Here is a 26,078-nt window from a genome sequence, read left to right on the forward strand (position 1 = left end):
CAACTAGGTCAGTATAGGGTAGTTTTGCCCCTATTCAACACCTCATAAATTAATGATATAAAGATGAAAATATTAGCATTTGCAGGAACAAGCAACAAAAATTCAATCAACAAAACGTTCGTCACAAGTACTTCCAAATACTATAAAGAAGCAGACGATATCATCGAATTGCTAGACTTAAACCATTTTGAAATGCCTATCTATTCTTACGACAAAGAAGTTGAGTTGGGCATTCCACAATTGGCGCATGACTTTGCAGCTAAAATGGACGCAGCAGATTTCCTTTTGATTTCTTTGGCCGAACACAATGGGTCATATACTACAGCTTACAAAAATATTGTTGACTGGGTTTCGCGTATTCCTAACCGCAAATTATTCAATGGCAAGCCTGTTTTTTTATTGGCTACTGCCCCTGGTCCAATGGGAGGTGCCACGGTATTGAACACCGCAGTAAACCGAATCACTTGGGATGGCGCCGATATATTAGACTCCTTCTCCCTTCCTGAATTCCACAAAAACTTTGAAGAAGGTAAAGGTATTATCGATCCCACTTTAAGAAGTCAATTAGAAGCTAAAGTGCGTAAAACAAAACGTGCACTTGCCGAAAAATTAGCCGTGCAAGGTTAACAAAAGATTAACAAATAATCATTGTGAATACCTCTTTTAATATGTAAATTGAAAACCTATTAAAAGAGGTTTTTTGATATGGCAAAAAAAATATTACTACTTGTAGGTGACTTTGTAGAAGATTACGAAGCAATGGTTCCATTTCAAGCAATGGGTTCAATAGGATTAACGGTAGATGCAATTGCTCCGGACCGCAAAAGTGGAGATGTAGTTCCCACAGCAGTGCATGATTTCACTGGTGATCAGACTTATAAAGAACTGCGCGGGCATAATTTCGCAATCAATAAAGATTTCGACGCGGTAAATGTCGAAGATTATGACGGTCTATATATTGCTGGAGGGCGATCGGCAGAATATATTCGACTCAACAAACGTGTTTTGGAGATTACGAGACACTTCTTTGAGCACAATAAACCTGTGGCAGCAATATGTCATGGCATCCAAGTGTTGACAGCAGCAAAAGTACTCGCAGGTCGCACATTGACAGCTTATGTTGCTGTGGGTCCCGACATTGAACTAGCAGGCGGCACATGGAAAAACATCCCTGCGGATCAAGCGGTCGTAGACGGCAATTTGGTCACCTCTCCTGCTTGGCCAGGACACCAGGCAATTTTAAAAGAGTTTTACAAATTATTAGGTATAACAATTACAATTTAAGTATTTTTAATGAAGAAGAATAAAAGGCTATGGCTTTTGGTCATACCGATTTTAGTGCTGTTGGGTTTTATTTTAAAAGATAGCTTCAATCAGAAAAGTATTGAAGATCTACCTGGAGGTTTTAAGGAAGTCGCTTTCGTCAGAAATGAACAAAATAAAGGTGGTATCATACGCATTTATGCCGTTACTGTGGGCGACCTGTTGAATGCGGATTATTCTGCCTGTCTTGATTTAATGCCTGTTAATGATTACGGAAGTACAACAACAGTGTACTTCTTCGATCGAAGTGCTCCTTATCCGACAAGCTTGTCAATTGACACGCCACATTTTGACACGACGAAATACAAAGCTCTTCAAATTTCCAAAAAGTACGGAAAGAAGAAATAGACGAAACCAAACATAATGACATATCCCTCAAAGTCTGAATAGACCTTTGGGGGATTTTTTTTGCCATGCAGTGCAACACCTTGTAGCGGTCATTGCCAGGGAAGAAGAGCAGTGGTAAAAATGCACCTTTAAAATTCCGGTCTACACACATGAACAAAAAATAACTTAATAATTCTTTAACACAAAAAAGTTCGATTATCCCCTGTAGAGCTATAGTTTTGCTTTTTAAATTTACGTATATTTAGCTATGGCGAAAAAATTTATTCCTAGAGACGTTAGTTGGTTGAGCTTTAATGGCAGAGTACTTCAGGAAGCTGCGGACGAGACGGTCCCTTTACCCTTAAGAATCAAATTTTTAGGTATATTTTCCAATAACCTCGATGAATTTTTCCGTGTGCGTGTTGCAGGTCTAAAACGGGCTATAGACCTGAAAGACAAAAGTGCCAACCAATCCTTCTACGAAGATCCACAGCTCATATTAGAAGAGCTCAATATCCGGGTAATCAAGCAGCAAAAGAAATTTGACAGTACGTGGAATCGTATCCAAAAAGATATGGCCAAACAGAGTGTCTATATTAAGACCAGTGAGGAACTGAACCCCGAACAACAAAAGTTTGTGAGCGATTATTATCAGGATGAGGTGGAATCGAACGTCATTCCTTTGATATTGGACGATGTACGACCTATGCCCTATATTCGGGATAAGAGCCTTTACTTGGGTATTGCGATGGGAAAACAGGAATGGCAGTATGAAACCAAATTTGCGCTCATCGAAATCCCTACCAGTCAAAATGGACGCTTCGTACAATTACCTTCGCCAAAAGATGAAAAGCATATTATACTTTTGGAGGACGTTATCAAGTTTAATCTTCCATTAATATTTTCCTATTTCGGTTTTGATGTATTCAATGCACATGTCTTTAAAGTAACAAAAGACGCCGAATTTGACATTGACAATGATATCAACACGACGCTGGTTGAGAAGATAAGCAAAGGGGTAAAAAACAGAAGAAAAGGTAAACCTACCCGGTTTATTTTCGATCAAGAGATGGACCATAAATTGGTAGAATTCCTGATCAAGAAACTTAACCTTTCAAAAAAAGACAGCATCATTCCAGGGCAAAAAATACACAACTTCAAACACTTCATGGATTTTCCCAATGTGTTTAAATCCTACAATCAGCCCTTGGAACGAACGTCCTTTCCACATCCTTATTTCCAAAATTACGAACGTGTAACGGATACCATATTAAAAAAAGATGTGTTGCTCTCCTTTCCATATCATGAGTTTAGACCGATCATCGATTTACTTCGGGAAGCAGCAATGGATCCCGATGTAAAAACGATCCAGATTACGGCATACCGCTTAGCCTCGAGTTCAAAAATTGCAAATGCCTTGATTAACGCAGCCCGCAACGGAAAGGAAGTCACCGTGATGCTTGAACTTCGTGCAAGATTTGATGAAGAAAACAATTTGGACTGGAAAGAGAAACTTGAACTGGAAGGCATTAAAGTACTGACCGGTATTCCAAATAAAAAGATCCATGCAAAACTATGTGTGATAAAAAAACGTATTGGGATGAAAACGATCCAATATGGTTTTGTCAGCACAGGAAATATCAACGAAAAAACGGCGAAATTATACGGAGACTATTGCCTCTTAACGAGTAATAGGGATGTTATTGCCGATATAAATAAGGTTTTCAATTACCTGAGACGTCCCAAATCAAATCCGGCTGAAATTATCAAAAATTGCAAAAGTCTTTTGATATGCCCAACGGATATGCGTAGAGAACTTCTACACTATATCGACCAGGAAATTACCGAAGCAAAGGCTGGCCGAAAAGCATACATCATTGTCAAGGTAAATTCACTCAGCGATAAAGAAATGATTAAAAAGCTCTATGACGCAGCTACAGCTGGTGTCAAAATAGATCTTATTATCCGGGGAATCTACTGCGCAACAAATCAAAAAACGTTTAAATTGCAAATGAATGCCATTTCAATCGTGGATGAATATTTGGAGCATGCACGTGTGATGTATTTTTATAATGCTGGCCGAGAGCTGCTATTTATTTCCTCTGCGGACTGGATGACAAGAAACTTGGATCATCGTATTGAAGCAGCAGTAAAAATAACAAGCAAAAAAATCAAGGAGGATTTAAAAGAAATGCTTCAGATCCAGCTCAAAGATAATGTCAAAGCGCGGATACTCAATAATTCCCTGAGCAATCATTACGTCGAGAATAAAGAGGCCCCATGTCGTTCACAGATAGAAATATACAATTACCTGAAAAAAAAAATTAGCTGATCATTAGTGGCCTGTCTATCAATAGGAGCGCAAATTGATCAATAAACCGAACTGGGTTTTATACCTATTGATACAGACGAGAATCAACGTTTTTATTATATTAATTAAGACACAAGTTGTATCTTCATTCCATGAAATTCAACTTGTGTCTTACATTTGGCTTAAGCCTTTTCACACTTTGCCTCCGTGGGCAGGAAAAGATCATGCCTTCAGATTTTGTATACGTCAAGGACATTATCCCTACGATAAGCTTAGAAATGCGTTATTTCGGCAGTCACAACTTCACCGGAAGGCCGATTCAAGGTTATGAAAAACCAGTCGCTATTTTAACTAAACGCGCAGCGCTAGCACTGCAGCAGGTCGAGAACCATTTAAATAAAAAAGGTCTTGGCTTGAAAATATTCGACGCCTACCGCCCGCAACGTGCTGTTGACAACTTTAAAACATGGTCCTTAAACACCAATGATACGATCGCAAAAAAAGAATTCTACCCGCTTATCAATAAGAAGAATTTGTTCAATCTAGGCTTTATTGCGTCCAAATCGGGCCACAGCCGGGGCAGTACAGTAGATCTAACGCTCATTAGCTTAAAAGATCAAAAAGAGATTGACATGGGTGGACCTTTTGATTTTTTCGGGGCAGTCTCACATCACCAATACGCGAATCTGACAGCCCAACAGAAAGAGAACCGAAAGATCTTAAAAGAAGCGATGGCTAAATTTGGCTTTAAAGCTTATGATAAGGAATGGTGGCATTACACCTTGCAAGATGAACCCTATCGTAAAACCTATTTTGATTTTATCGTAAAATAAACATGTCTGTAATGGAAACTTCCATCGAACACAAGGGCTTTTATGTTTTTCATTTTAAAGGCAACAAATCAAAACCCGTCTTTAGTTCCGAGCAACAGCACATTTTATCAAAAGGTGAGCTCTATTCACTCTGTTTAATAAAAAAAGGTGAAACTTCCTTCATCATTAATAATGAACGGGTACAAGTTGCTCAAAATCACCTATTGTTAACCAATCCTTCTTCGCGAGTTAATGGCTCTTCGGTCGTCAAATCTTGGGATTGTGAGGTATATTTGATTTTCTTTACGCTGGATTTTAGCTTCAAACTGGATTTCCAGGAGGATTTCTTCGAGGTCACCAAGAAGTCTCTTGCCTTAAATGACAGCTACATCTGGTCGCTATCGAACCAAGATTCAACTAACTTATCCAACTTATTTAAACAGTTTATTCATTACGATCGACAAGGGTCTAGCTATCTTTTCAAGAATCAGATTATAAAGTCATTAACGGAAATATTATTTTGCGAAATAGCCCGTCTAGGAAGCCAAAATATGCGAAATACACCAGCTATTCCCTCTCGGAAAAGAGAGATACTTGCCAATTTCCATTTGCTCCTAAAAAAGTCGTTTCATAAAGAACACATGGTGCAATTTTATGCGATGGAACTTGGTATCACAGCAAAACACCTATCCGTAATTACGAAAGAACTAACCGGAAAATCAGCAATAGAACTTATTCAGAACGTCTTAGTGGAGGAAGCAAAATCGTTACTTTGCCAGGGGCTTTCCATCGGAGAAATTGCGGTGAAATTGCATTTCTCGGATCAATCCTTTTTTGGTAAATTCTTTAAGCGAAATGTTGGAATCTCGCCTAAAGAATTTCGTCAGAATCTTTATTTAAACAAAGTCGATTAAATCAAAGATACTTGTAAATTGTTGGTCTGCAGCTGAAGTATCTTGCAATTTATCCTCGCCCCAAGTCTGCCCTTTCAACCATAAGGTCTGGCAGCCAACGGCTTTGGCAGGTACCATATCTTTACTATAGGAATCACCCACAACCAATACATCTTGCGCAGGAAGACCTATTTTAGTCACACCTAAAGCATAGATTGCAGGATCAGGTTTGCGTACACCGACGACAGCAGACTCCACAACAGACTGAAAATATGGCAGGATACCAAAATCGTCAAGTACTGATTTTAAATTACCATAAAAATTGGACACCATGACAATTGGATATTTTGCATGAAGTGAATTTAACAGTGGTTTTACCTGCTCAACTGTATTCTTTGCCAGCGAATAACCGTCAAAGGCTATTTTATGAGCTAATGACCGATCTAGGTCGTACCCTGCAGCAATAAGATAATCAAATTGTACATTGAGCTTTGCTTCAAGCACTTCTAAAAAATTAAACTGCGGTTTAATGATAGGCTGTAAAGCCATCTGACGTTCCGCGTAGGTATAGGCCTCCTGAAAAGCGTTCAAATTTACAGGAACCTGATATTTTTCATAACCCGACCAGATAACAGCTCCCCAGTGGCCCCCGTTAGTGTCTAAGGTTCCACCATAATCAAAAATAATCCCTTTAATATTAAACTTATTCATGTTATTTCTTTTTTACTAAACTCATCCACCCCAAACCGATCATAATCCAGACAATTTCCCTAATTCGTGTCACAACACCCATAAAAATACCGACTTTCGCAGGCAATCCTATACTCATCACAGCCATTGCTAATCCACCTTCCCGCGTTCCCAATTGCATTGGAAAGAAAAAAACAAGATTGGCAAATAAGGAAGATCCGGAGCTAATGATCATAGCATCAATAAAATCAATATTAATATCTAAGGCTAAACCAATAAAATAAATCTCAAAACAGCCCACAACACGTGCTACAAATTCCCAAAAAAGGGCCGTATAGAAACGATCGCGACGATTTTGAAAGAGGTTTTTCACCTGCTGATCGACGTCATTCAACGTTTCATACTTCGTCTCCAGTAAATTACCGACTCTCTTGCCTACCAAAGGTAGTTTAGACAAAGCTTTCAATAGTGAAACTGTAATCCCCTTCTTATAAAATTTCGTAAATAGCCAAGTACAAATGATAGCCATCACAAAAATCACAGCACAGGCCACATCAACCATTGTACTTGCCGGAACAAACCAAAGAATTAGAAAAACAGAAGCGACCCAGAATAAAATATGCGACAAGATGTGCATGACACCGTATAACAGCACGGAAGAACCTGCCTTTGAACCACCGACATAGTTTTTAAGCTCCATAATACGATAAGGCTCACCACCTAACGCCACAAATGGCGTTATATAATTAATGGCATACCCCGATATAGTCAATTGTAAGACCTTCCAAAAGGGTACATCCGTCTGTGGCAATTCGGGTTCCTGAATAATTGCCTTAAATGCCATTGCGTTCATCCAGTAGAGTATTGCCCAGCTACCGAGTACAGGCAAAAACCACCAGCCAATTTTTTCGAGGTTGTTCCAAATCTCATCGATTCCCATTGCATGAATCATATAGGCCAGTGTACCTATACCGATTAGCATAAAGAGTACTTTATAGACCTTACTACCCATAGGTTGGATCATTTGTTAATTTATCAACAAAATAACCACTTACTTTTTCTTGTCGGTTACACATGTATATCAATATCGGATTTAGGACAAACATATCAAAGAAAAAGTAAATCCAAGGCTGACCGATAAACAACCAGACAAATAGGAAAATCACCCTTGTATTGAACTGTACAATATTTGTATACTTCATCAATGGTTTATTTTGAATTCTAAAGTCGACCATCAATTGTTTTGGCAATTCATCTTTATAACGACTCTTCACAATATGCAACAGCTTTTGCAGTTTTGGAGAAAGCTTTTCCTGGTTACGTGTATAGCCCATGTAGCCATTCAACACAAATTTGCTAAAAAAATTCTTGCGCCAAGACAAAGCATCATAGTCAACTTTCAAATCACGTGTATTGTCCAGCTCACTTCCAGCTTTACCTTTTATAAAATACAAATGTACATTACGATAATAATCAGCCATTGCCGACTGAAGCATATGCGATACACCTGCAAGTACACAGAATACCCATAGCCATTGTGGCCATCCTTCATTAATACTGCGTAAACAGATCGCAATATGAATAGAAGCAAACCAAAAATCTCCAGCAAAACCATCCAAAATACGACCAAAGCGACTTTTATTGTCTGTCATTCTTGCCAGCTGTCCATCAGCACTATCTAAAGAATTGGCAAAAACCAATAAAAGCATGCCAATCACATTAATCCATAATGCAGGATAATAGAATAAAATACCCGCCGCAACACCAAAGAAAATACTAATAATTGTCACAGCGTTGGGTGTAATACCGATTTTGGCACAGACTTGCGCGATGCGATAACCTATAGGTCGATAAAACCAAATATCAATTCGCTCTTCTGTATCATTAGATTTTAAAGATTGTTCGAATGCACTCAAATTATCTTCTTCGATTACATTAACTTGTTCTTTCTGCATTGTGGTTCTTTTCAGTAAATTTATGGTAAACCATTTGAGCAATGGCCTCAGCAGCCTCTGCCCGACATGGCGCAAAACTTGGCCAGTCATTTAAGTCAATAATATGGAAGTCTCCATTTGCATCAATAATCACATCGCCGCCGTAGATATGTACATCCAGGACTTCCGCAGCACGATTAGCAACTTCTTTTAGATTGTCGAGATCAAAAGGAAAATGTACTACCTCGTCATTAATTTGTTCATACAAATCATATTTGTGATGATTGTGTTCATATGGGTAGAAATAAAAGAAGAAATCCGTTCCCCGCACGGCATAAAACTTGAGTAAGTCTCCGGCAAGATGTTCAGAAATCACAGCCTCTTTAATCCCACGAAGTGCATATTCATTCAAGATATGTTGCGCTTCTTTCAGACTAGCAGCAAAGGTAACATCTTCCTTATGAATCGCATGAAAATCGCCACGCTTGATCCATACACCCTTTCCTTTCAATTTTTCGAAAATAGATTGAATATCTGCAACGGTAGAGATCACGATACTCTTCGGATAAGGAACTCCACCTTCCAAAAGCTTAAGGGTCATGTTTTTCCGAAAGCAATTTTCAATTCCAAATCCTGAATTCAAAACATTGATCCCATTATTTTGAAGAGATTGCAACTTTTTAACTAAAGTCTTTGTTCTCCCCATAGTCAGAATATTATCCTGCTTCACCGATGGTGAAGACAAAAATTCATCTTCATTACACACCTCCACCGAAGCACCTTTTTCAGTCAGTTTTAAAACTACTTCATTAAATATAGCGGCATCATTCCCCACATGATTGGGTGAAAAGCGATTTTTTCGAGTTACGCCTAAAATAGAAATCATATCGCTCATTTTACTAACTAACCTCCTCACTCAAAAATTGTTCTGCGACGACACGATCTTTTAAATGATCAATATCGACCACCTTGTCAAATACAAATGCTTCTACTTGTAAATCGTTTTCCAATAAAGCACGCTGAAAATTACGCATTCTGGAATTACCTGCTTCAACGGAGCTTAATGCACAATCCATAGCTGCTTTTCGGAAGCAATAAATTCCGCCAGAAACATACTTCGTTTCTGCGGTCGCTGTATCCAAAAAAGCTTCCACCCGAAGCTGTGAATTTGTGTTCACATAGAGCGGACTCTCATCGTCGACAAAAGGTGTGACTGCCATAAAAGCATCTGCATGTTGATGTTGCTGAAATGCTTCCAAATAGGCATGAAATTCATGTGGTCTAAAAACCGTATCTGTTGTTGTCAGACAACAGGACGACCAATCGGGGTTATTTTTAACAAGCAAGGCAAAACTATGCAATGAACTTGCAGTATCTTCCTCTATTAGCACAATAGGTAATTCAAACGTTGTTTTTTCCAAAAACAATTTCAGCTCCGGAGATTGTTTATTGATGATAACATGAACTCTTTGCGCCCCTTCTTTAACAAACACGCGAATCAATCGCTCAATTAATGGAACTCCATGTAATGGTAGCAAGGGTTTCGGTAAATTAAATCCCTCTTTTCGCAATCGAGAACCTTCTCCCGCCGCTATAATTGCAAATTCCATTTCTTTTAATTGCAAAATAAAATCATTTATAAAAAAGCAAAACCCCCGTCACTATCTCAGCGTTCGTAAGCGCAAAAGTCTACAGAGGGTTATATCACAAATCTTCAATATCGTAAAGATTTTGAAGAAAAAGGGGAAAAACTGTTTTTAAACAATTGTTTCCCCTCTCTTATTAAGGCAGTTTATTGAATACTATCTACTAGCTCCTGGTAATAATCCAATCCCAAATGTGTGATTAAATCTTCACCCATAATGTGGCGCAATGTATTTTGCAATTTCATCAATTGTTTGAAGATATCGTGTTCAGGAGGTAATCCCGGAGCTGTCTGAGGAGATTTCAAGTAAAATGATAACCACTCTTGAATACCTGACATACCCGCACGTTGAGCCAAATCAATAAACAAAGCCAAATCCAACGCAACCGGAGCTGCTAAAATTGAATCGCGACACAAGAAATTGATCTTAATCTGCATTTTGTAACCCAACCAACCGAAGATATCGATGTTATCCCAAGATTCTTTATTATCGCCGTGTGGAGGATAATAGTTGATACGTACTTTATGGTAAAGATCACCGTATAACTCAGGGTTCTTTTTCGCATCCAGAATTTCTTCCAATACCGATAATTTAGAGACCTCTTTTGTTTTGAAATTTTCAGGATCATCTAATACTAATCCATCCCGGTTACCTAAGATATTCGTCGAAAACCAACCTTCAACACCCAAAGCTCTCGCTTGAAGACCAGGTGCCACAATTGTTTTCATCAATGTTTGACCTGTTTTAAAATCTTTACCTGCAATTGCCACACCGTTTTGATGCGCCAACTCCACAATAGCTGGAACGTCACATGTTAAATTTGGTGCACCATTTACATACGGAGCTCCCTCTTTCAATGCCGCATAACAATAGATCATACTTGGTGGAATACGTTGATCATCATTGTCTAATGCTTCCTCTAATTTAGCTAAAGTTGAAAAAGCTTCGTTTGTTTCAATATAACGCTCAGTAGATCCACACCATACCAATACAACACGGTCTAATCCGTTTTTCTCTTTAAATTCACGAATATCACGTTGCACTGCATCTGCCAATTCACGGCGAGTTTTTTCAGATTTGATGTGCGTTCCGTCCAAATTTTTCACAAAATTACGGTCAAACACAGCTTTCATTGGTTGGATTGCCTCCAATTCGGCCTTAACAGCATCCAATTGACCTTTCTCCAATACCTCTGCTTTTGATGCAGCCTCGTATACGTTATCCTCATATACGTCCCATCCACCAAAAACAACATCTTCCAATTTTGCTAAAGGGACGAAATCTTTAATTAATGGATTTCTGTTCTCAGTGCGTTTACCCAGACGGATTCTGCTCAATTGAGAAACAGATCCGATTGGTTTTGAAAAACCTTTGTTTATAGATGCCACACCAGCGATTAATGTTGTAGCCACAGCACCTAATCCCGGAATAAGAATACCCAATTTTCCATTGGCATCTTTCACTTGTTGTCCCATATTAATTCTATATACTTAAATTGTTATTTAATTGATGTATTATGATAAAATAATTCTTAAAATTAGCTTAAAAAAACATATTTCATACCACCCCCCACTTAATTTATAAAATCGTGACAAATACCAATACAAACCCCATTCGAAACCTAAAGAAATAATCTGAAAATGAATTATTATTTAGTGCTCTACTAATCCATCTGATTGAAATTTAACGTTTTTAGCTAAAGTTGTTAACCCCAAAAATAATTCTCCTTAATTTTACTCAATATATTAAGATTCGAAAACTAATCCAAATTCCATCCAAAAAAAGTTTTTCTTTCTTAAAAATTGGTCAATTTTTCTTTTTCTATTCGCTATAAATATGACAATAAAATTGGAAAATGGTTTTAGTAGCACTAACTTTAGCCTTAAATCTAAATATAGGCAATGGATCTATCGTTCAATTTATAAACCAACAGCTGTTGATCCGCTCACTGTAGCTGGAGAAATAGTCTGCCAAACGATAACGCGATGACAAATTTAACTGTATCGCATAGAGCCCAAGGTGCATAAGAGTATCCATAGCATTGCAAAAAATGAAACCAAGTGTAAAATTATAATTTACACCAAAGAATGTACTGAACAAATAATTATCTGAATGAAAAATACAATTTCGTACCTAACTTTAGCGCTTTTAAGCGCAAGCCAGTTACATGCTCAAACAGCTGCCGACTCGGCTTATGTTAGAGATCATTATGAAAAGACCGAAGTAGCAATCCCCATGCGAGATGGGAAAAAATTATTTACTGCGATCTACAGTCCAAAAGACAAATCCAAGAAATATCCAGTTTTGCTCAATAGAACACCCTACACAGTTTCTCCTTATGGGCAGAACGAATACAAAAAAAGCTTGGGAAACTTCCCCCAAATGATGCATGAAGGCTATATTTTCGTTTACCAGGATGTCCGTGGCAAGTGGATGAGCGAAGGTGATTTTGAAGATATACGTCCGACCACGTACAGCAAAGATAAAAAAGCAATCGATGAAAGTACGGATACCTATGATGCGCTTGAATGGTTACAGAAAAATCTCAAAAACTATAATGGCAAAGCCGGGCTCTATGGGATTTCCTATCCAGGCTTCTATTCTACCGTCGGATTGGTCAAAACACACCCTAGCTTGAAGGCAGTCTCCCCACAGGCTCCCGTAACAGACTGGTATATCGGCGACGACTTCCACCATAATGGCGTATTGTTTCTTCAGGATGCGTTTACATTCATGTCAACCTTTGGTGTCCCTCGTCCAAAACCCATCACACCGGATCAATTTAAGGGCAAAATTCAGATCAAAGAAGCCGATAAATATAACTTTTTTGCAGAAGCAGGAACAGCGCGGGAACTCAAAGAAAAGTATTTTGGTGACTCCGTACAATTTTGGAATGACCTGTTTAAACATCCCGACTATGATGATTTTTGGAAATCGCGTGTGATCACCAATTCTTTACAGGAGGTAAGACCAGCTGTGATGGTGGTCGGTGGTTTCTTTGACGCGGAAGATGCATATGGAACATTTAAGACCTACCAATCGATTGAGGATAAAAGCAAAAAAAACAACTCGATTTTAGTCGCGGGACCTTGGTATCATGGCGGCTGGGTTCGTGCAGAAGGAAACTATCTAGGTGATATCCAATTTGAGAAAAAAACCAGTATTACTTATCAGGAACAATTTGAACAACCGTTTTTCAAATATTACCTAAAAGATGAAGGAAACTTCGCCCCTTCCGAAGCCAACATTTTTGTCTCAGGAAGCAACGAATGGAAACATTTCGAACAGTGGCCACCAAAAAATGTAGAGACAAAAAAACTATACTTCCAACCGCAGGGGAAACTTGGATTTGACAAAGTTCAACGTACAGATTCCTGGGATGAATATGTAACAGACCCTAATAAACCTGTTCCGCATCAAGGTGGGTTAATTCAAAACCGAACACGGGAATATATGGTAGATGATCAACGTTTCGCAGCTAGTCGCCCTGATGTCATGGTTTATCAAACAGAACCGTTGACGGAGGACTTAACTATTGTAGGCCCAATCAAAAACTTCCTCAAAGTCTCTTCAACAGGAACAGACGCGGACTATGTTGTCAAACTGATTGATGTTTACCCGAATGATGCCGCAAGTTATCAAGGAAAAACAATGGCTGGATATCAAATGATGGTACGTGGTGAGATCATGGCGGGGAAATACCGAAATGGTTTTGATAAAGCACAGGCCTTGACTCCAGGAATGGTCGAAAAGGTGAATTTTGAAATGCCAGACGTTGCGCATACCTTCAAAAAAGGACATCGCATTATGGTCCAGGTACAAAACTCGTGGTTTCCGCTGGCAGAACGAAATCCACAGGTGTTTTTAGCACCTTATACAGCTACGAAAGCTGATTTCCGCAAAGCTACCCAACGTATTTTTCACGATGTGAACAATGCCACATACATCGAATTTTCTGTCCTCAAAGATTAGCAGGTAAATTCGAAAGCTAGCGCTTAAGAGCTAGTTGAATAAGGCTACATCAGCTAAACACCTATGCCTGATGTAGCCTTATCTTTAATCTTCCGCTACATACTTATCTTCGCCGGCCTTCCATCCCGCAAACAATAAAAGTACGATACTCCCCGCCAAAAAGTAGAACGAGTAATTCCAGGTAGCATCTATTTCGTGCAGCCTACCAAAGACCGGCGGGCCAAAAGCCGCAATGAAATAACCGACAGACTGCGCCATGCCCGATATTTTGATCGCATTTGCCGTTGATCTAGCCCGCAGGGTAAAGAAGAGAATAGACAAACTGAAAGACAGTCCATTGGAAAGTCCCAACAATATGGCGGCAACATAAATTCCCTGAAGCTTGTAATGCCAGAATATAAATATACTTCCGAGCATGCCTATCGCAACAGCAGTTGCCATTAAACGTTGATCCTTCATCCGATGAGCCAAAATAGGTCCAATGAACATAATGGGAATCATGGCAATTTGGATCAAAAACAGCAACCAGCCCGTATCCTCCTTTGGCATACCATAATCCACCAATACTTTGGGCAACCAAGAAATCAAGCTGTAGTAAATTAGGGACTGAATACCCATGAATAGGCTGATATACCAGGCCAATCTTGACCTAAAGATATGCCCGATTCCACTTGTTGTTTGTCTATTTTCAGTAATACCTTGAGCCTTCTTTCGGCCTAAACCATCAAAAAAAACAACAATAAGTGATAACAAGGCTAAAATCACCCAAACACCCAGCGAGCCTTGCCACCCAAGACCAGTCCATTCACCCAATCGTAAACTAAAACCCGAAGCAAAAGCCGCAGTCAGATTCATTGCTACCGCAAAAATCCCTGTCATCAGCCCAATCTGCTTTGGAAAACTGGTTTTTATATAGCCAGGTGTAACGACATTGCCCACACAGATCCCAAGTCCAATTAAAAAAGATCCCACAAACAGCGTTGGCATATTGCCCCAGACCCGAAGCACAATCCCTACACTCAACAGCATTAAACCAAACAATAAAAAACGATGCATGCCCAGTTTATGCGAATATCGGCTTACTGCTACAGAACAGCTCGCAAACATAAAAAGGGGAATTGCCGTCAATAGGCTGCTTTGAAAACTATTTAATTGTAAATCTTCACTGATTTGCCCCAGTACAGGGCCAACGGCTGTAATTGGCGACCGCAGATTGGTTGAGACCATAACAACAACCAATATGGATAACCAGGTCCAAGAAACAGCTGTGGATACTTTTATATTTTCTTTCATAATAAAACCGCGCTATACATGTAATGATCGCCTGCAAAGATATACCTGAAATTTTAATTAAATTTGCCATTAATTTAATTTAAAACGACATGGATCAAACAAATCATACATTGACAATTGAACGCATCCAGAAATCAACCTTTGTCTGGTTTGAAGAAAACTGGATACACGACAACGAGTTGCACAATCATCGGAAAGGCCAGTTGATTTATGTCGAACAGGGTTTCCAATACCTTACCGTCGCAGGAAAAATGTATTTACTCCCCCAAAATCACGTTGCCTGGATTCCCTCTGGTGCATTACATAAGACCAACTCCCACTCTGAGCGCATCAAGCTTATGGTGCTTTTTTTTGATACTCCACAATTCGACAGCGCACAAGACCAGTTGTTTTTCAGTCAGGTGCAGCTATTTTCTGCCCCTAAAGTATTACGGGAAATGATTTTGTATTGTGAAAAATGGTCGAAATTGATTGAAGAAGATGAACATGAAAAAGTTTTCCTGGGTGCTTTACTGCATGAACTCCCCTATTTCGCCGCACAATTGCTCCAACTTGGGATCACCCTTCCTCAGGAGAATAGACTTCAAGCCGTCTTAAATCACCTACATGACCATTACACAGCAGCCTTCACATTAGACGAGATTGCCATGTTGTCCAATCTTTCGCTCCGAACTATTGAGCGTCTTTTTAAAAAGGAAACCGGAATGACACTTGCAAAATATCAGCAGTTACTCCGCATTATCAAGAGTTTGGAACTTCTTAGCACAAAACAATTCACCATCTCCCAAATTGCATATAAAGTCGGTTATAAAAGCGTGCAAGCGTTCACCAATAGCTTTTATGCTGTGATGAAATATAGACCTTCGAGCTTCATGATGGACTAGTTTCGGCACAGCTACAGGTAACCTGTAGCTGAACAGCTACAAAATTCAGAACGTTTTAAAAAAATAGTAATGAAATTTGCACAGGTGTAATATTTACACTATCTTTGTATCATCATAATTTAGGTTTATAATTGGTTATTTAAGGTTTTCATTCTCCCCGTTTGAAAACCTTTTTTTATTTTCACCGTCCCCCAAATCATTTCACTGCTCCGCAAACGTAATAATTCCCTCCCTACGCCCAAACAAAAGCAGCAGATAGCATGTTCTAAAAAAATAGCATTCAAATTAATTCTAAAAAATTCAAGAAATTCTTTAACAATACTGTATTTTTAAAGAATATATTCAGATCAGAAAGGTCACACGAATAGAAAAGAGTTCAAATATTGAAAAAAATAATCTAAACATATATGGCAGAACATGGGGATTTGCAAATCGCAATACTAATCGATGCGGATAATGTATCTTATCGAAAGATCGAAGAGATTTTGAATGAAGTCAAAAGATACGGGATTCCAACCATCAAACGCATCTACGGAGACTGGACCAACCCTTATGTTGAAAAATGGAAGGACAAACTTCTTACCCACGCGATTACCCCCATACAACAATACAGTTATACCCAAGGCAAAAATTCTACTGATTCCGCATTAATTATTGACGCCATGGATATTCTGCATTCGGACAGAGTGGACGGGTTTTGTATTGTATCGAGCGACAGCGACTTCACCCGCTTGGCCACGCGCCTCCGGGAATCAGGCAAGCTCGTAATCGGTATAGGTGAGAAAAAGACACCTAAGCCTTTTATCGCCTCCTGTGACAAGTTTATCTATGTGGAAATTTTTGAAAAAAATCAAAAGAAGGAAACAGTCACAAAGAAAAAACAGCAAAATCAACCCAAACCTGCCCCGGTTGACAACCCGGCAAGTATAGCGGTACTGGATGAAGAAACCCTGGAACTTTTAAAAGACACTGTCGATGATACAGCTGATGAAAATGGCTGGGCTTTCCTAGGCGAAATCGGAAGTCTTTTCAATAAAAGGAAACCTGATTTTGATGCGCGAAATTACGGATACGACAAGATGTCCCACCTTTTTAAAGCCTACAAGGAAGATTTTGAAATTGAAGAGCGGAACACCGACAAATCGCGTATAAAACACTACTACATCCGCAATATCATTAAACGGCCTTTAGCAATGACCAGCCCGGCTACAGCAGCGGAAACCGAGCACAAAACTCCTTCTACTCCTTCCGTACCTCCTACAGAAACTGCGGGAAAAACTGCAAATCAAAACAATAGAAAGAAAGGGCGCCAAGAGAAGCAACGTCAAGATAAAACAAGTTCTGAACCGATACAAAATGAGTCTCCAAAAGTTCAGGAAATTCAGGAGCAAAAAGCCGAGTCCCAAGCCTCCACAGTACAGACACTACCGACAAACATGCTTTTTCCTTCGGAGGGCAACAAGATTACTGCAGATGATGTTAAGAAATCCCAAATAAGGATTACAAAAGAATTTAAACCTTTATTTCCCACTAAATCCCAAAAATTAAGGATTATGATCAATGCCGGAGAATATGAATGCAATTTTACCTACCGAGGCAGAGGATTTCATGTACTTAAACTGGGGAAAGAAGCCGCTACGCAGCTTGGTCTTGCAGAAGGAATACAAATACAACTGATCAAACTGAATGAAGTTAGCTTTAGCCTTCAAAATAAATCCGTTTAGCACTTATTTAGGGTTATTCTTCTCGCTACGATAAGGTGATAGAACAATATACATATTGTCCTATCACCTTATTAAAGCATTAAGCTGAAGGTTTGTCGTATTGAAATAACGATTAGCGTCTGCCTGCAAATTCCATCGTAAAGTGGTAGTTCTCATCGATTGCCATTGGCTTGCGATCTACTTTACGAAAATCCCGAGCTTCTTCAGTCCATAGAAAAGGATAAAACGAAAAAACTTGATTACCAGTCAAGGATTTGACGTCTTCACTCCAGTCTTTCCATTTAAATGTTTCATAAAACTGTCTGATATCCCCTTTCAAAGCCCAAAAAACAAAGTCCGAATAGCCACATTCCAAACTTTCCCATTGTAAGGTATCTTGAGCAAAATAATAGACCTGTCCAATAGCATCTCCCAGAGCGCCGGCATTGATGGCAAAATAACCACCCAAAACATCATCAGCTATAAGTAGAAATCCTCCTTTTTCGCCTTCCTTGTCAAAGCTCTTACCCTTATTCCACTCCATAATTCCGCGATTCAGCTGCGGCGAACCGGAGCCTAAAATCCGTAACCAGCCACCATCGATCAGTATACCACCGCTTTGATAAATAATGGCCCCCATCGGAGATTTTGTCGTAATTTGTGCCCTTAAAAGTTCCTCATCAGCCCGCTTAGGGTTTTGAGGGAGCACTTCATATGAATTTGTCGCTTCCTTCAACCAGCCCTCAACCAGCTTCCACCCCGAATTACTTGTATCAATCAGTTCTTTTAGACTTTTCATTTCTTGTGCTTTTATATGCTAAGATCAATGATCCTCCACACAAACGGGAGGATCATTGATCTTAGCATTTTTGCCGAAATTAACACAATTCTTTATCGCATCCAAATTACAGCTTGCACAAGAACCTATCGAAAAAAAATATTCATCGAAAACATGAACATAAAGATTAGGAACCTTGCATCTATTTTAAGTAATTTTAGGTTATGCAACATGAATTAGAAAAACTCAGATACCCCATAGGTCGTTTCGCGATACCCGATGTAATTGACAGCTCCCTGTTGAATGACTGGATCAAGACAATTGCAGATTTTCCGGCTCGGTTAAAATCCGAAGTCGGCGACCTTACGGACAGTGCGCTAGAGAAGCGCTACCGTCCTGACGGCTGGACGATACGTCAGGTCGTTCACCATTGTGCCGACAGCCATATGAATAGCTTTATCCGGTTCAAATTGGCCCTAACCGAAGAAGATCCAACCATCAAATTATATGAAGAAAAATTGTGGGCCGAACTTCCCGACGCCAAAATAATTCCCATAGAAAGTTCGGTAAAATTGCTTGAAGGTCTACATGAACGTTGGGTCATACTGCTGAAAAGCCTTTCAGCCGAACAACTTGAAAGGGGTTTTATCCACCCCGTTACCAAAAGACTAATTTCTTTAAAGGTCAATATAGGCCTGTATGCATGGCATTGTAACCACCACCTCATGCATATTATCAACGCCAAAAACCATTGATGGAATTACATAGCACAATGATCTTTTGACTGGCAGTCAAAGGATCATTGTGCTAAATTCACTTTATTGCCTTCACTTTACGACAATGACATCGCCCACAAAAAGGCCAGCAATCCTGCAATCAGGAGTCCAATAAGGCCCGACAGAAAAAACGACAGAAAATAATACCCCGCGGTTCGTGTTTTTTTCTTTACGAAATGAACAATACCTACCGTTAATGTATAAATCGTTCCAAATCCAAAAAAAACAATCATGATCAAGTCGATCAGAATGCCACTAAAATCTATATTTGCTGATGATAACATGATTTACTTTTTCTTTTTAAATAGTTTACTAAAAAAGGAAGAACTTGCATGTGAATCTTCGGACTGATTATCCCATTGCAATAAATCCTGTTCGATATCCAGTTCATTGGTTTTTGCAAAACCTAACCAATGGACAAATTTTTCCTGATTTCTAAATGTAGGATCATTCTTGTAATAATCCAATAAGCGCGCTGTGGCGCTTTCGTAAACGCCATAATCATTGGCACGCTCAAAATAGTGGATCGCTTTTTTACTGTCCTTTTTAAATTTCAGTCCCTGATCATAGAGCAATCCATAATAAATATTGGAATAACTATTTTCCTTATCTCTTTTCAAGTAAACCAATAGACGATCGTAATCTTCCAAACTGTAATAGATAGAGGCTATATTGCTGTTGTTTTCAACTAATTTTAATTCCGCTTTCTGATAATAAGTGAGGGCTTTTTCCAGATCTTCTTCAACATAGGTCCCACTTGAATAAAAGTAACCTAAATTGGACAAAGCATAGCCATTCCCCAATTCGGCTCCTTTCATGTAAGCGTCAAATGACTTTTTCAAGTCTTTGTTATAGCCGATTCCATACTGAAAGAGGTAGCCAATTGCATTCCAGGCAGGGGCATATTCTTTTTGGGCGGCCTGTTCATAATATTGAATTCCCCTGTCCAAATCTAAAAAACGATTGTCTTCGCTATCGGTATCCGTAAAGATATTCCCAAGTTCATGCATGCTGCTTTCATTTCCCTGGTCGGCAGAAAAGGTAAAATAGCGCATCGCCTTTTCAACATCGCCCTGCCGGTAGCAGTCTAAGGCCATATGATACAAGGTATAACTATCATAGCTGGATTCAAAATTATCGCCCTTTGCAGTCTTCCATCGTTCAAAAAAACGACTACATACATCAAAATCTTCCCCTGACAATTGATCCAGCTTCTTCAGAAATTGCCCATATTGTTCTTCCTGAATTACTTCCACACCATCGTAGCCTTTTTTATACAAGAGGTCACCTTGCAATAACATCAGATCCTGATAGTGATTAATGCTTGCACAGACATAATCGTAGGCGGAGCTGAGGGCCCTTTGCACTGCGTCAAAATAGTAATATCTTCCCGCATAGTCTTTCAGAATAAAATAATCCATCACAGCAGCATATACAATTTTCACATAGTGCGTTGAGAGCGGGATCAGCCAGGCCTTTTCAGCAGCCTGATAGATCCCACTTCCGGCAGCTGTTTCGATGATATAGCAATCCCAGGCACCATTACCGAAATCAGTCCCCCCTTGAACGGATTGCATTACCAAGTCTTGCAGTACATAGGCCCGGGCTTCCAGATTATACAAACGAATGCTACCGGAATCGGCAAAGAATAATGCACCTCGACCGTTTCCAGCATTGAGTATATCAACATCTTTGACCAGGATAGTTCCATCGGGAGACAAAACAGATTTTTTCTTTTTGTTATTCAAATTGACCGCATAAAAATCAAACAGCAGTTCGCTCAGTGCACCACTGGCAAAAGCACCAAGTAAAATGCCTCTGTTGGAATAATAGTGACGCAGTTTATTTTCGGGAATATCTTGATAGATAAATCCATCATAATCTATGTCAAACGGCTTGTCTGCACCAACAACATTAAAGAACTGACCTTGGGCGTCGATAATGTAGTATTGCTGATCTTTCTTTCCCTGGTAATAACCGTAAGCAAAATCTTCGAGTTCATCATATTCAAGCGGTATGATTATTTCTCCGTTCCCGACGTTGATCAATCCGTATTTTTTAGCTAAGCTCACCTTACCAACGGTTGATCCAACTCCATATTGGGCTGGCGCTGCCGATGAATAAATACAGGGAATAGTTTCTTCGCCGCCCCTATTCAAATAACCGAACAGATCATTTTTCTTTATGACAGCGATCCCTTCATAGTCAAAATCACCAATTTCCTGATAGCTTGCTTCGACCTTCACCTCCCCCTTTGCATTGCGTATCCCCCAAAACCCCTGATCTTCAAAAAATTGATTATCCAGACTATCAATCGCTTCGCTATTCCACCAGCCCAAGCCATAGTTGCCCCATTCTAGCTCGAGCATCGCTAAAAAAGAAGTATAACCAGCGGGTGCCAAAATAGATTCGAGCTCAGCTAAGGACTGTTTTTCGATTGCTTTTTCATAGGGCAAATTCTTCTCATAGATTTCAAATGCAAAATCTTTTGCCTGTTGACTATGTTTAACATCGCTCATGTTAAATACATCACTCGCGTTCAGCTGGAAGTAATCAAAGGGCAAACCGTCCAAAAAATCGAACAGTTTCCCGATAGCTGCCATGGCCAACGCATCTGAATTTAACCTATATTCATGAATGAGCAAATCATAAAAAGCGCGAAGCTTACGGATTCCAGGCTCCTTTTCGGAATAAACTAAGGTACCTTTTGCCTTCGGATTAGCAGCAAATAAGGGTAAAAAAAGCGGCGGAATCACATAATTCCATTCCCCTAAATAATGCGGAAAGTAATCTTGATCCTTCTTATCTGTATTGTAAATATATATGCGATGAGCCATTTTCTATGCGATAATAATTCTCTTACTATTGATCAATTTCAACAGTATTCTCTTTAGCAAAATTTAACCAAAACTCGTATTTATCCGCGTTTGCTGCAGCTCCATGCGCAGCATACAGCTGCAGCAAACGATTGACAGCATAGGCGTACACGTTTTCTTCATTGGCTTGTTCATAGTAACGGATGGCTTTTGGCAAACTTTGTTTAACACCCAGTCCTTCCTCATACAAAATCCCATAATAGACAGCGGCAAATTGATTTGTGGTATCCCTTTTTAAATAACGTAATAAGTTCGCGTAATCTTGTTTTTGATAATAGATTTCTGCCATTTGCGCATCGTTGGGGATACCCGCTTTTTCAGCTTGTTTAAAGTAATCTAAAGCTAAGGCATAGTCCTGTTCCACATAGGCTCCTTCGTAATACCAATTCCCTAAGTTGCTCATGGCTTGCGCCTCTCCAAGCGCAACAGCTTGCTGATACCCTTTTAAGGCCTTCGAAATATCCAATTCAACACCATGCGCTGTCGCATATAGAAAGGCCCAGTTATTCCATGCCTGAGCATGGTTCTGCGCCATTGCCTGTTCATAGAAGAACATTCCCTTTGCGATATCCATTCCATCGTAGCCTGCATCTGTATATATATTTCCAAGGAAATATTGGCAGTCTGCACTGCCGCGATCGGCCGCGATCTTGAGCAGCCGAATGGCTTCGGAGACCTTCCCTTCAGCATCGAGTTTCTTCCCCCTTTCAAGCAGTGTGTCATTATCGAAATACTGTTCATATCCATCACCCGTGCGTTTCGTCCAGGCTTGATAAAATTGCACAAAATAGCTTTGATCGCGCCCCTGTAGCTGATAACGTTCTGTATATAAATGTCCGAATGCTGTTTCGGGTATCTCTATCACATTCCGGTTTAGGTCGAGATGAAAGATCTTCTCTCCCTTAAAAAGCAACAGGAGTTCGCCTGAGATTGCCTCAGGTGCTGGATAATGAAAAGGCGAACAAATATAATCGTAATGCTCACTGCAAAAGTTAAGCTTCGTATCGAAATAGCGCATTCCCGCAGGACAGTGTATGCGCATAAAATCCAAAAAGCAATGTTCGATTTTCTGATGGTCAATAGCAGGTTCAAGTAACCATTCCCCTCGATGAGCATCATAAATCCCCTGTCCTTGGGCACAGCCTACGACAAAAATATCTTTACGGTATTGCTGTATGCTATCTACAGCTACTTTATCTATCAGGCTATCCATCAGTCGAAATACCCCCTGCTCAAGCGAGTAAATCTGCCATCTTTTATTTTTGAGATAGGCAATACTTTGATAGCCATCCAAGACTATAATCCGATCAATTCCTTCATCCAAGATATTGCCATCGGGTTGAATGACGGCAATTTTTGGCTGTAGCTTATTGGGTTTAATCCAAAAATATCGATTGGCTAGCGGCTCCAGGCTACCTTCCAGAAAAGTCCCTAAATACTGACCGTCCATTCGGTAATATTTCCTTTTTATCGTTCCTTTTTGTTGGTTATAGAACAGCTTGTTATAGTCATACATAAACGGCTCGGGTGCAGGATCTGAAATAATCAATCTTCCTTCAGCCGAAAGGAGAATGTGGCTATCCCCTTGTCTTGCGTTTATAAAACCATAAGCGATCCAGTCGAGTTCATCATAGATTGCAGGTATACTCAGCTGTTTGGCATCCATATGCAGTACCCCACGTTTTCCTGCCACTTCTACTTCAGCGTAATTGTTCCCATTGATATGCCGGGCATCGAAAGCGTCGCTATATTGACAGGACAGCAGTTCAGCGCCGCTAGCATTGATATAGCCATATTGTCCATTTGATTGAACTACCGCAATCCCCTGGTCATTGAATTCAAATATCTCATCGTAAATCGCCTCAATCAAAATATCACCTTTGGCATTTTTTAATCCTTGTTTTCCTTCCGCTTCGAAAACCTCTGCTCCTTTCTCCTGCACAAGCCCTTCTGCCCATAAGCCCAAGCCATAATCAATCCAATCGGTTTGAAGAGCATCTAAAAAAGAAGTATAACCAGATTCTTTCACAAGCGGGTCCAGCGGATCTAAGGACTGTTCTTCGACCGCTTGTTCATACAAAGCGGTCTTCATTCTTATTTCCGCCACCCAATCTTTGGCCTGCTCCGCGTCATTTTCTTCATTCATGGTAAAAACATCGCGTCCATCGATCTGAAAGGCATCAAAAGGTAGCTCTTCCAAAAATTCAAACATCCGGTTGACAGGCTCAAAATATATTTTTTTATAATGCAATTGATACCTATCAGCCAACAACGCATAAAAATAGTGCAGTCGTGCGATCCCATCTTCCTTGTTTGCATAAAGCTGTGAGCCTTTGGAACGAATATGAGCAGAAAATAAAGGTAGCATCAGGATAGGAATTTCATAATTCCATTCGGCCAGATAAGAAGGATATGTTTCTTTGGTTTTGAGATTTACATTATAGATATAAATACGATGTGCCATGCGCTAATTTTTCTGTTTGTCGTTGTATCGCATTAATCCATCCCATACGACAAGAATCATGCGAATGCCGTAAAAATACCGTATTTATCGATTTTTTCATTTAGCGGAAAACAGGGATTTTTTTCTCAGCCTATTTTAGGCAACTTTGGTTTGGATTTTGTAACAGAAAGAACAATGAATCATTTCAAATACAGTTATTATATCGGCGCATTGATACTTCTTTCATTGCAAATTGCCTGTCAGGAAAAATCAAAGCCACAGGAAGCACACCTAGCACCCGCAAAAACGACGGAAAGGCCAGTCAAAGATACTGTCTTAAAAGACAGCGCATTGCCAAAACACGCCAAACTGGATAGTATTGACCATGCCAATGCGCAAAGTGTACTGGAATCTGATGAAGTCACCACAGCTTATGTAAACCTAACTTCTCGAGACAGCATCATACGCCTACATTCCAATATACGTTTAGACCATCGCTTCTTTGGCTATGAGCAGGCAGATATAGGCTCGAAAAAACTACTTTTATTTTCCATCTTTACCAACGATGTGGAACACAATCCATTTCAACTCAAACTGGGTGCATATTACGATACCTCTGGCTTAGACAGTAAAGGCTCAAAACTAAAATATGTGGACACAAAGGGTGATTTTGTGCAAGCTAAATTCATCGATTCGACCGATATACCGGTATGCACGATCTATTTCGAAAAAAAATGGGTCGAGATCGAATAAAAACAAGTATAACCAATTTCAAAAAAGTACAACTAACCTAAAATAACCATGAAGTTCACTATAAAAACTATTTTTCTACCCTGTATAGCATTGCTTTTTAGCTGCCAACAAAAGAATGAGGCTAAAAAAACAGCCATTGCAGTTAGTACCCCCGCCAGTATAGACACTTTACAGAAAAAGGAGGCGATGAAATCCACATCCAATGATGACTTGGCTCTTTTTAATCAGCTCTATCCGATTGATATTCTTCAGCCGGAGAGCAAAAATAGTTTCAAGAAATATGGTATCGAATTTTCAGGAATATGTTATGCCTGTGATCTTGCAGAAATCAAAATAAATAAAAAACAGCTGCTTTTGGTCAATGTCTGTGATTCCAATGAAATCTATCAGATTAAAGAATTTACCGCTATCAGCAACGACACAGGCCTAATCATAAAGACCCAGCACAATGAATTTATCTTCAAGCGAGTAGAGAAAGAGCCTATTTTCGAATTACAAATCAAAGGGGATTCGTTGTTGCTAAAGAATAAACGTATCGCAAAATACTACACCCAGAAATCTTTGATCGATCAATTTGAAGTACATGATTGTGGTGATTTTCAGGGTTAGCACCGGCTTAATTTCGTTGCTGTTCACGAATAGCAACAGATCAGGAGAATAAAAC

General features: G+C 39.5%; 23 protein-coding genes. 12 read left to right on the top strand and 11 right to left on the bottom strand.

The genetic code is table 11. From position 1 onward, the window contains the following. The first annotated feature begins 63 nt into the window (after positions 1-63). The 6 genes from HS960_RS11730 to HS960_RS11755 all read left to right on the top strand — a co-directional run bounded on the left by HS960_RS11730 (position 64) and on the right by HS960_RS11755 (position 5,687). Positions 64-627 carry an NADPH-dependent FMN reductase gene (locus tag HS960_RS11730; protein ID WP_153847414.1) on the top strand — a complete coding sequence of 188 codons (564 nt, stop codon included), beginning with the start codon at positions 64-66 and terminating at the stop codon, positions 625-627. Positions 628-705: 78 nt separating this feature from the next. Then, the gene (locus HS960_RS11735) at positions 706-1,284 is read left to right on the top strand and encodes a DJ-1/PfpI family protein (RefSeq protein ID WP_153847413.1); all 579 of its coding nucleotides are present in this window, start codon (positions 706-708) and stop codon (positions 1,282-1,284) included. A gap of 9 nt (positions 1,285-1,293) precedes the next feature. Continuing rightward, positions 1,294-1,671: a hypothetical protein gene (locus HS960_RS11740; RefSeq protein WP_153847412.1), complete on the top strand. Its 378-nt coding sequence runs from the start codon at positions 1,294-1,296 to the stop codon at positions 1,669-1,671. 247 nt (positions 1,672-1,918) lie between these two features. Beyond that, positions 1,919-3,982 carry a polyphosphate kinase 1 gene (gene ppk1, locus HS960_RS11745; RefSeq protein WP_182332754.1) on the top strand — a complete coding sequence of 688 codons (2,064 nt, stop codon included), beginning with the start codon at positions 1,919-1,921 and terminating at the stop codon, positions 3,980-3,982. 131 nt (positions 3,983-4,113) lie between these two features. After that, on the top strand, positions 4,114-4,794 hold the full coding sequence (locus tag HS960_RS11750) for a M15 family metallopeptidase (RefSeq protein WP_200845597.1): 681 nt from the start codon (positions 4,114-4,116) through the stop codon (positions 4,792-4,794). Positions 4,795-4,805: 11 nt separating this feature from the next. Continuing rightward, complete coding sequence (locus HS960_RS11755; protein ID WP_159728767.1) at positions 4,806-5,687, top strand: AraC family transcriptional regulator; 882 nt, start codon at positions 4,806-4,808, stop codon at positions 5,685-5,687. On the opposite strand, the gene HS960_RS11760 is transcribed toward HS960_RS11755, so the two are convergent. From HS960_RS11760 to HS960_RS11785, 6 genes are all read right to left on the bottom strand, one after another. Next, entirely contained in the window at positions 5,670-6,377 is a 708-nt protein-coding gene (locus HS960_RS11760) for an HAD family hydrolase (protein ID WP_153847409.1), read from the bottom strand. The genes HS960_RS11755 and HS960_RS11760 overlap by 18 nt on opposite strands. A gap of 1 nt (position 6,378) precedes the next feature. Beyond that, positions 6,379-7,368: a lysylphosphatidylglycerol synthase transmembrane domain-containing protein gene (locus HS960_RS11765; protein ID WP_153847408.1), complete on the bottom strand. Its 990-nt coding sequence runs from the start codon at positions 7,366-7,368 to the stop codon at positions 6,379-6,381. After that, entirely contained in the window at positions 7,361-8,311 is a 951-nt protein-coding gene (locus HS960_RS11770; protein ID WP_153847407.1) for a CDP-alcohol phosphatidyltransferase family protein, read from the bottom strand. Before HS960_RS11770 ends, HS960_RS11765 begins: the two co-directional genes overlap by 8 nt. Further along, complete coding sequence (locus HS960_RS11775; protein WP_227550282.1) at positions 8,292-9,176, bottom strand: ATP-grasp domain-containing protein; 885 nt, start codon at positions 9,174-9,176, stop codon at positions 8,292-8,294. The genes HS960_RS11770 and HS960_RS11775 overlap by 20 nt, the downstream gene beginning before the upstream one ends. A 13-nt stretch (positions 9,177-9,189) precedes the next feature. After that, positions 9,190-9,900: a nucleotidyltransferase family protein gene (locus HS960_RS11780; RefSeq protein ID WP_153847406.1), complete on the bottom strand. Its 711-nt coding sequence runs from the start codon at positions 9,898-9,900 to the stop codon at positions 9,190-9,192. 182 nt (positions 9,901-10,082) lie between these two features. Beyond that, positions 10,083-11,411, bottom strand: a complete 1,329-nt coding sequence (locus HS960_RS11785; protein WP_153847405.1) for an inositol-3-phosphate synthase — start codon at positions 11,409-11,411, stop codon at positions 10,083-10,085. A 637-nt stretch (positions 11,412-12,048) separates the two neighbouring features. Between HS960_RS11785 and HS960_RS11790 the strand changes: the two genes are divergently transcribed. Beyond that, positions 12,049-13,908 (top strand): CocE/NonD family hydrolase, encoded by a 1,860-nt coding sequence (locus tag HS960_RS11790; RefSeq protein ID WP_182332756.1) that lies wholly within the window; start codon positions 12,049-12,051, stop codon positions 13,906-13,908. A gap of 84 nt (positions 13,909-13,992) precedes the next feature. Here HS960_RS11790 and HS960_RS11795 read toward each other — a convergent pair whose 3' ends face one another. Next, entirely contained in the window at positions 13,993-15,201 is a 1,209-nt protein-coding gene (locus HS960_RS11795; RefSeq protein WP_159728771.1) for a CynX/NimT family MFS transporter, read from the bottom strand. Between the two features lie 89 nt (positions 15,202-15,290). Between HS960_RS11795 and HS960_RS11800 the strand changes: the two genes are divergently transcribed. Both HS960_RS11800 and HS960_RS11805 read left to right on the top strand, forming a co-directional pair. Then, positions 15,291-16,085 carry a helix-turn-helix domain-containing protein gene (locus HS960_RS11800; RefSeq protein ID WP_153847402.1) on the top strand — a complete coding sequence of 265 codons (795 nt, stop codon included), beginning with the start codon at positions 15,291-15,293 and terminating at the stop codon, positions 16,083-16,085. 407 nt (positions 16,086-16,492) lie between these two features. Beyond that, complete coding sequence (locus HS960_RS11805; protein ID WP_182332758.1) at positions 16,493-17,809, top strand: NYN domain-containing protein; 1,317 nt, start codon at positions 16,493-16,495, stop codon at positions 17,807-17,809. A 112-nt stretch (positions 17,810-17,921) separates the two neighbouring features. On the opposite strand, the gene HS960_RS11810 is transcribed toward HS960_RS11805, so the two are convergent. Continuing rightward, on the bottom strand, positions 17,922-18,587 hold the full coding sequence (locus HS960_RS11810) for a DUF2625 domain-containing protein (RefSeq protein WP_182332761.1): 666 nt from the start codon (positions 18,585-18,587) through the stop codon (positions 17,922-17,924). A gap of 203 nt (positions 18,588-18,790) precedes the next feature. Between HS960_RS11810 and HS960_RS11815 the strand changes: the two genes are divergently transcribed. Continuing rightward, entirely contained in the window at positions 18,791-19,321 is a 531-nt protein-coding gene (locus HS960_RS11815) for a YfiT family bacillithiol transferase (protein WP_159728779.1), read from the top strand. A gap of 77 nt (positions 19,322-19,398) precedes the next feature. On the opposite strand, the gene HS960_RS11820 is transcribed toward HS960_RS11815, so the two are convergent. From HS960_RS11820 to HS960_RS11830, 3 genes are read right to left on the bottom strand one after another with little or no spacing between them, the layout of a single operon-like run. Then, positions 19,399-19,626 carry a hypothetical protein gene (locus HS960_RS11820; protein WP_153847398.1) on the bottom strand — a complete coding sequence of 76 codons (228 nt, stop codon included), beginning with the start codon at positions 19,624-19,626 and terminating at the stop codon, positions 19,399-19,401. Positions 19,627-19,629: 3 nt separating this feature from the next. Then, positions 19,630-22,179: an SEL1-like repeat protein gene (locus HS960_RS11825; protein WP_182332763.1), complete on the bottom strand. Its 2,550-nt coding sequence runs from the start codon at positions 22,177-22,179 to the stop codon at positions 19,630-19,632. A 25-nt stretch (positions 22,180-22,204) separates the two neighbouring features. Beyond that, positions 22,205-24,682, bottom strand: coding sequence for an SEL1-like repeat protein (locus tag HS960_RS11830; RefSeq protein WP_182332764.1), 2,478 nt, complete (start codon positions 24,680-24,682; stop codon positions 22,205-22,207). 174 nt (positions 24,683-24,856) lie between these two features. Here HS960_RS11830 and HS960_RS11835 point away from each other — a divergent pair, with 174 nt between their 5' ends. After that, positions 24,857-25,414, top strand: a complete 558-nt coding sequence (locus tag HS960_RS11835; RefSeq protein WP_159728787.1) for a hypothetical protein — start codon at positions 24,857-24,859, stop codon at positions 25,412-25,414. A gap of 48 nt (positions 25,415-25,462) precedes the next feature. After that, on the top strand, positions 25,463-26,023 hold the full coding sequence (locus HS960_RS11840; RefSeq protein ID WP_159728789.1) for a hypothetical protein: 561 nt from the start codon (positions 25,463-25,465) through the stop codon (positions 26,021-26,023). Positions 26,024-26,078 lie beyond the last annotated feature (55 nt).

The sequence above is a fragment of the Sphingobacterium paramultivorum genome, assembly GCF_014109745.1.
Classification (GTDB): domain Bacteria; phylum Bacteroidota; class Bacteroidia; order Sphingobacteriales; family Sphingobacteriaceae; genus Sphingobacterium; species Sphingobacterium paramultivorum.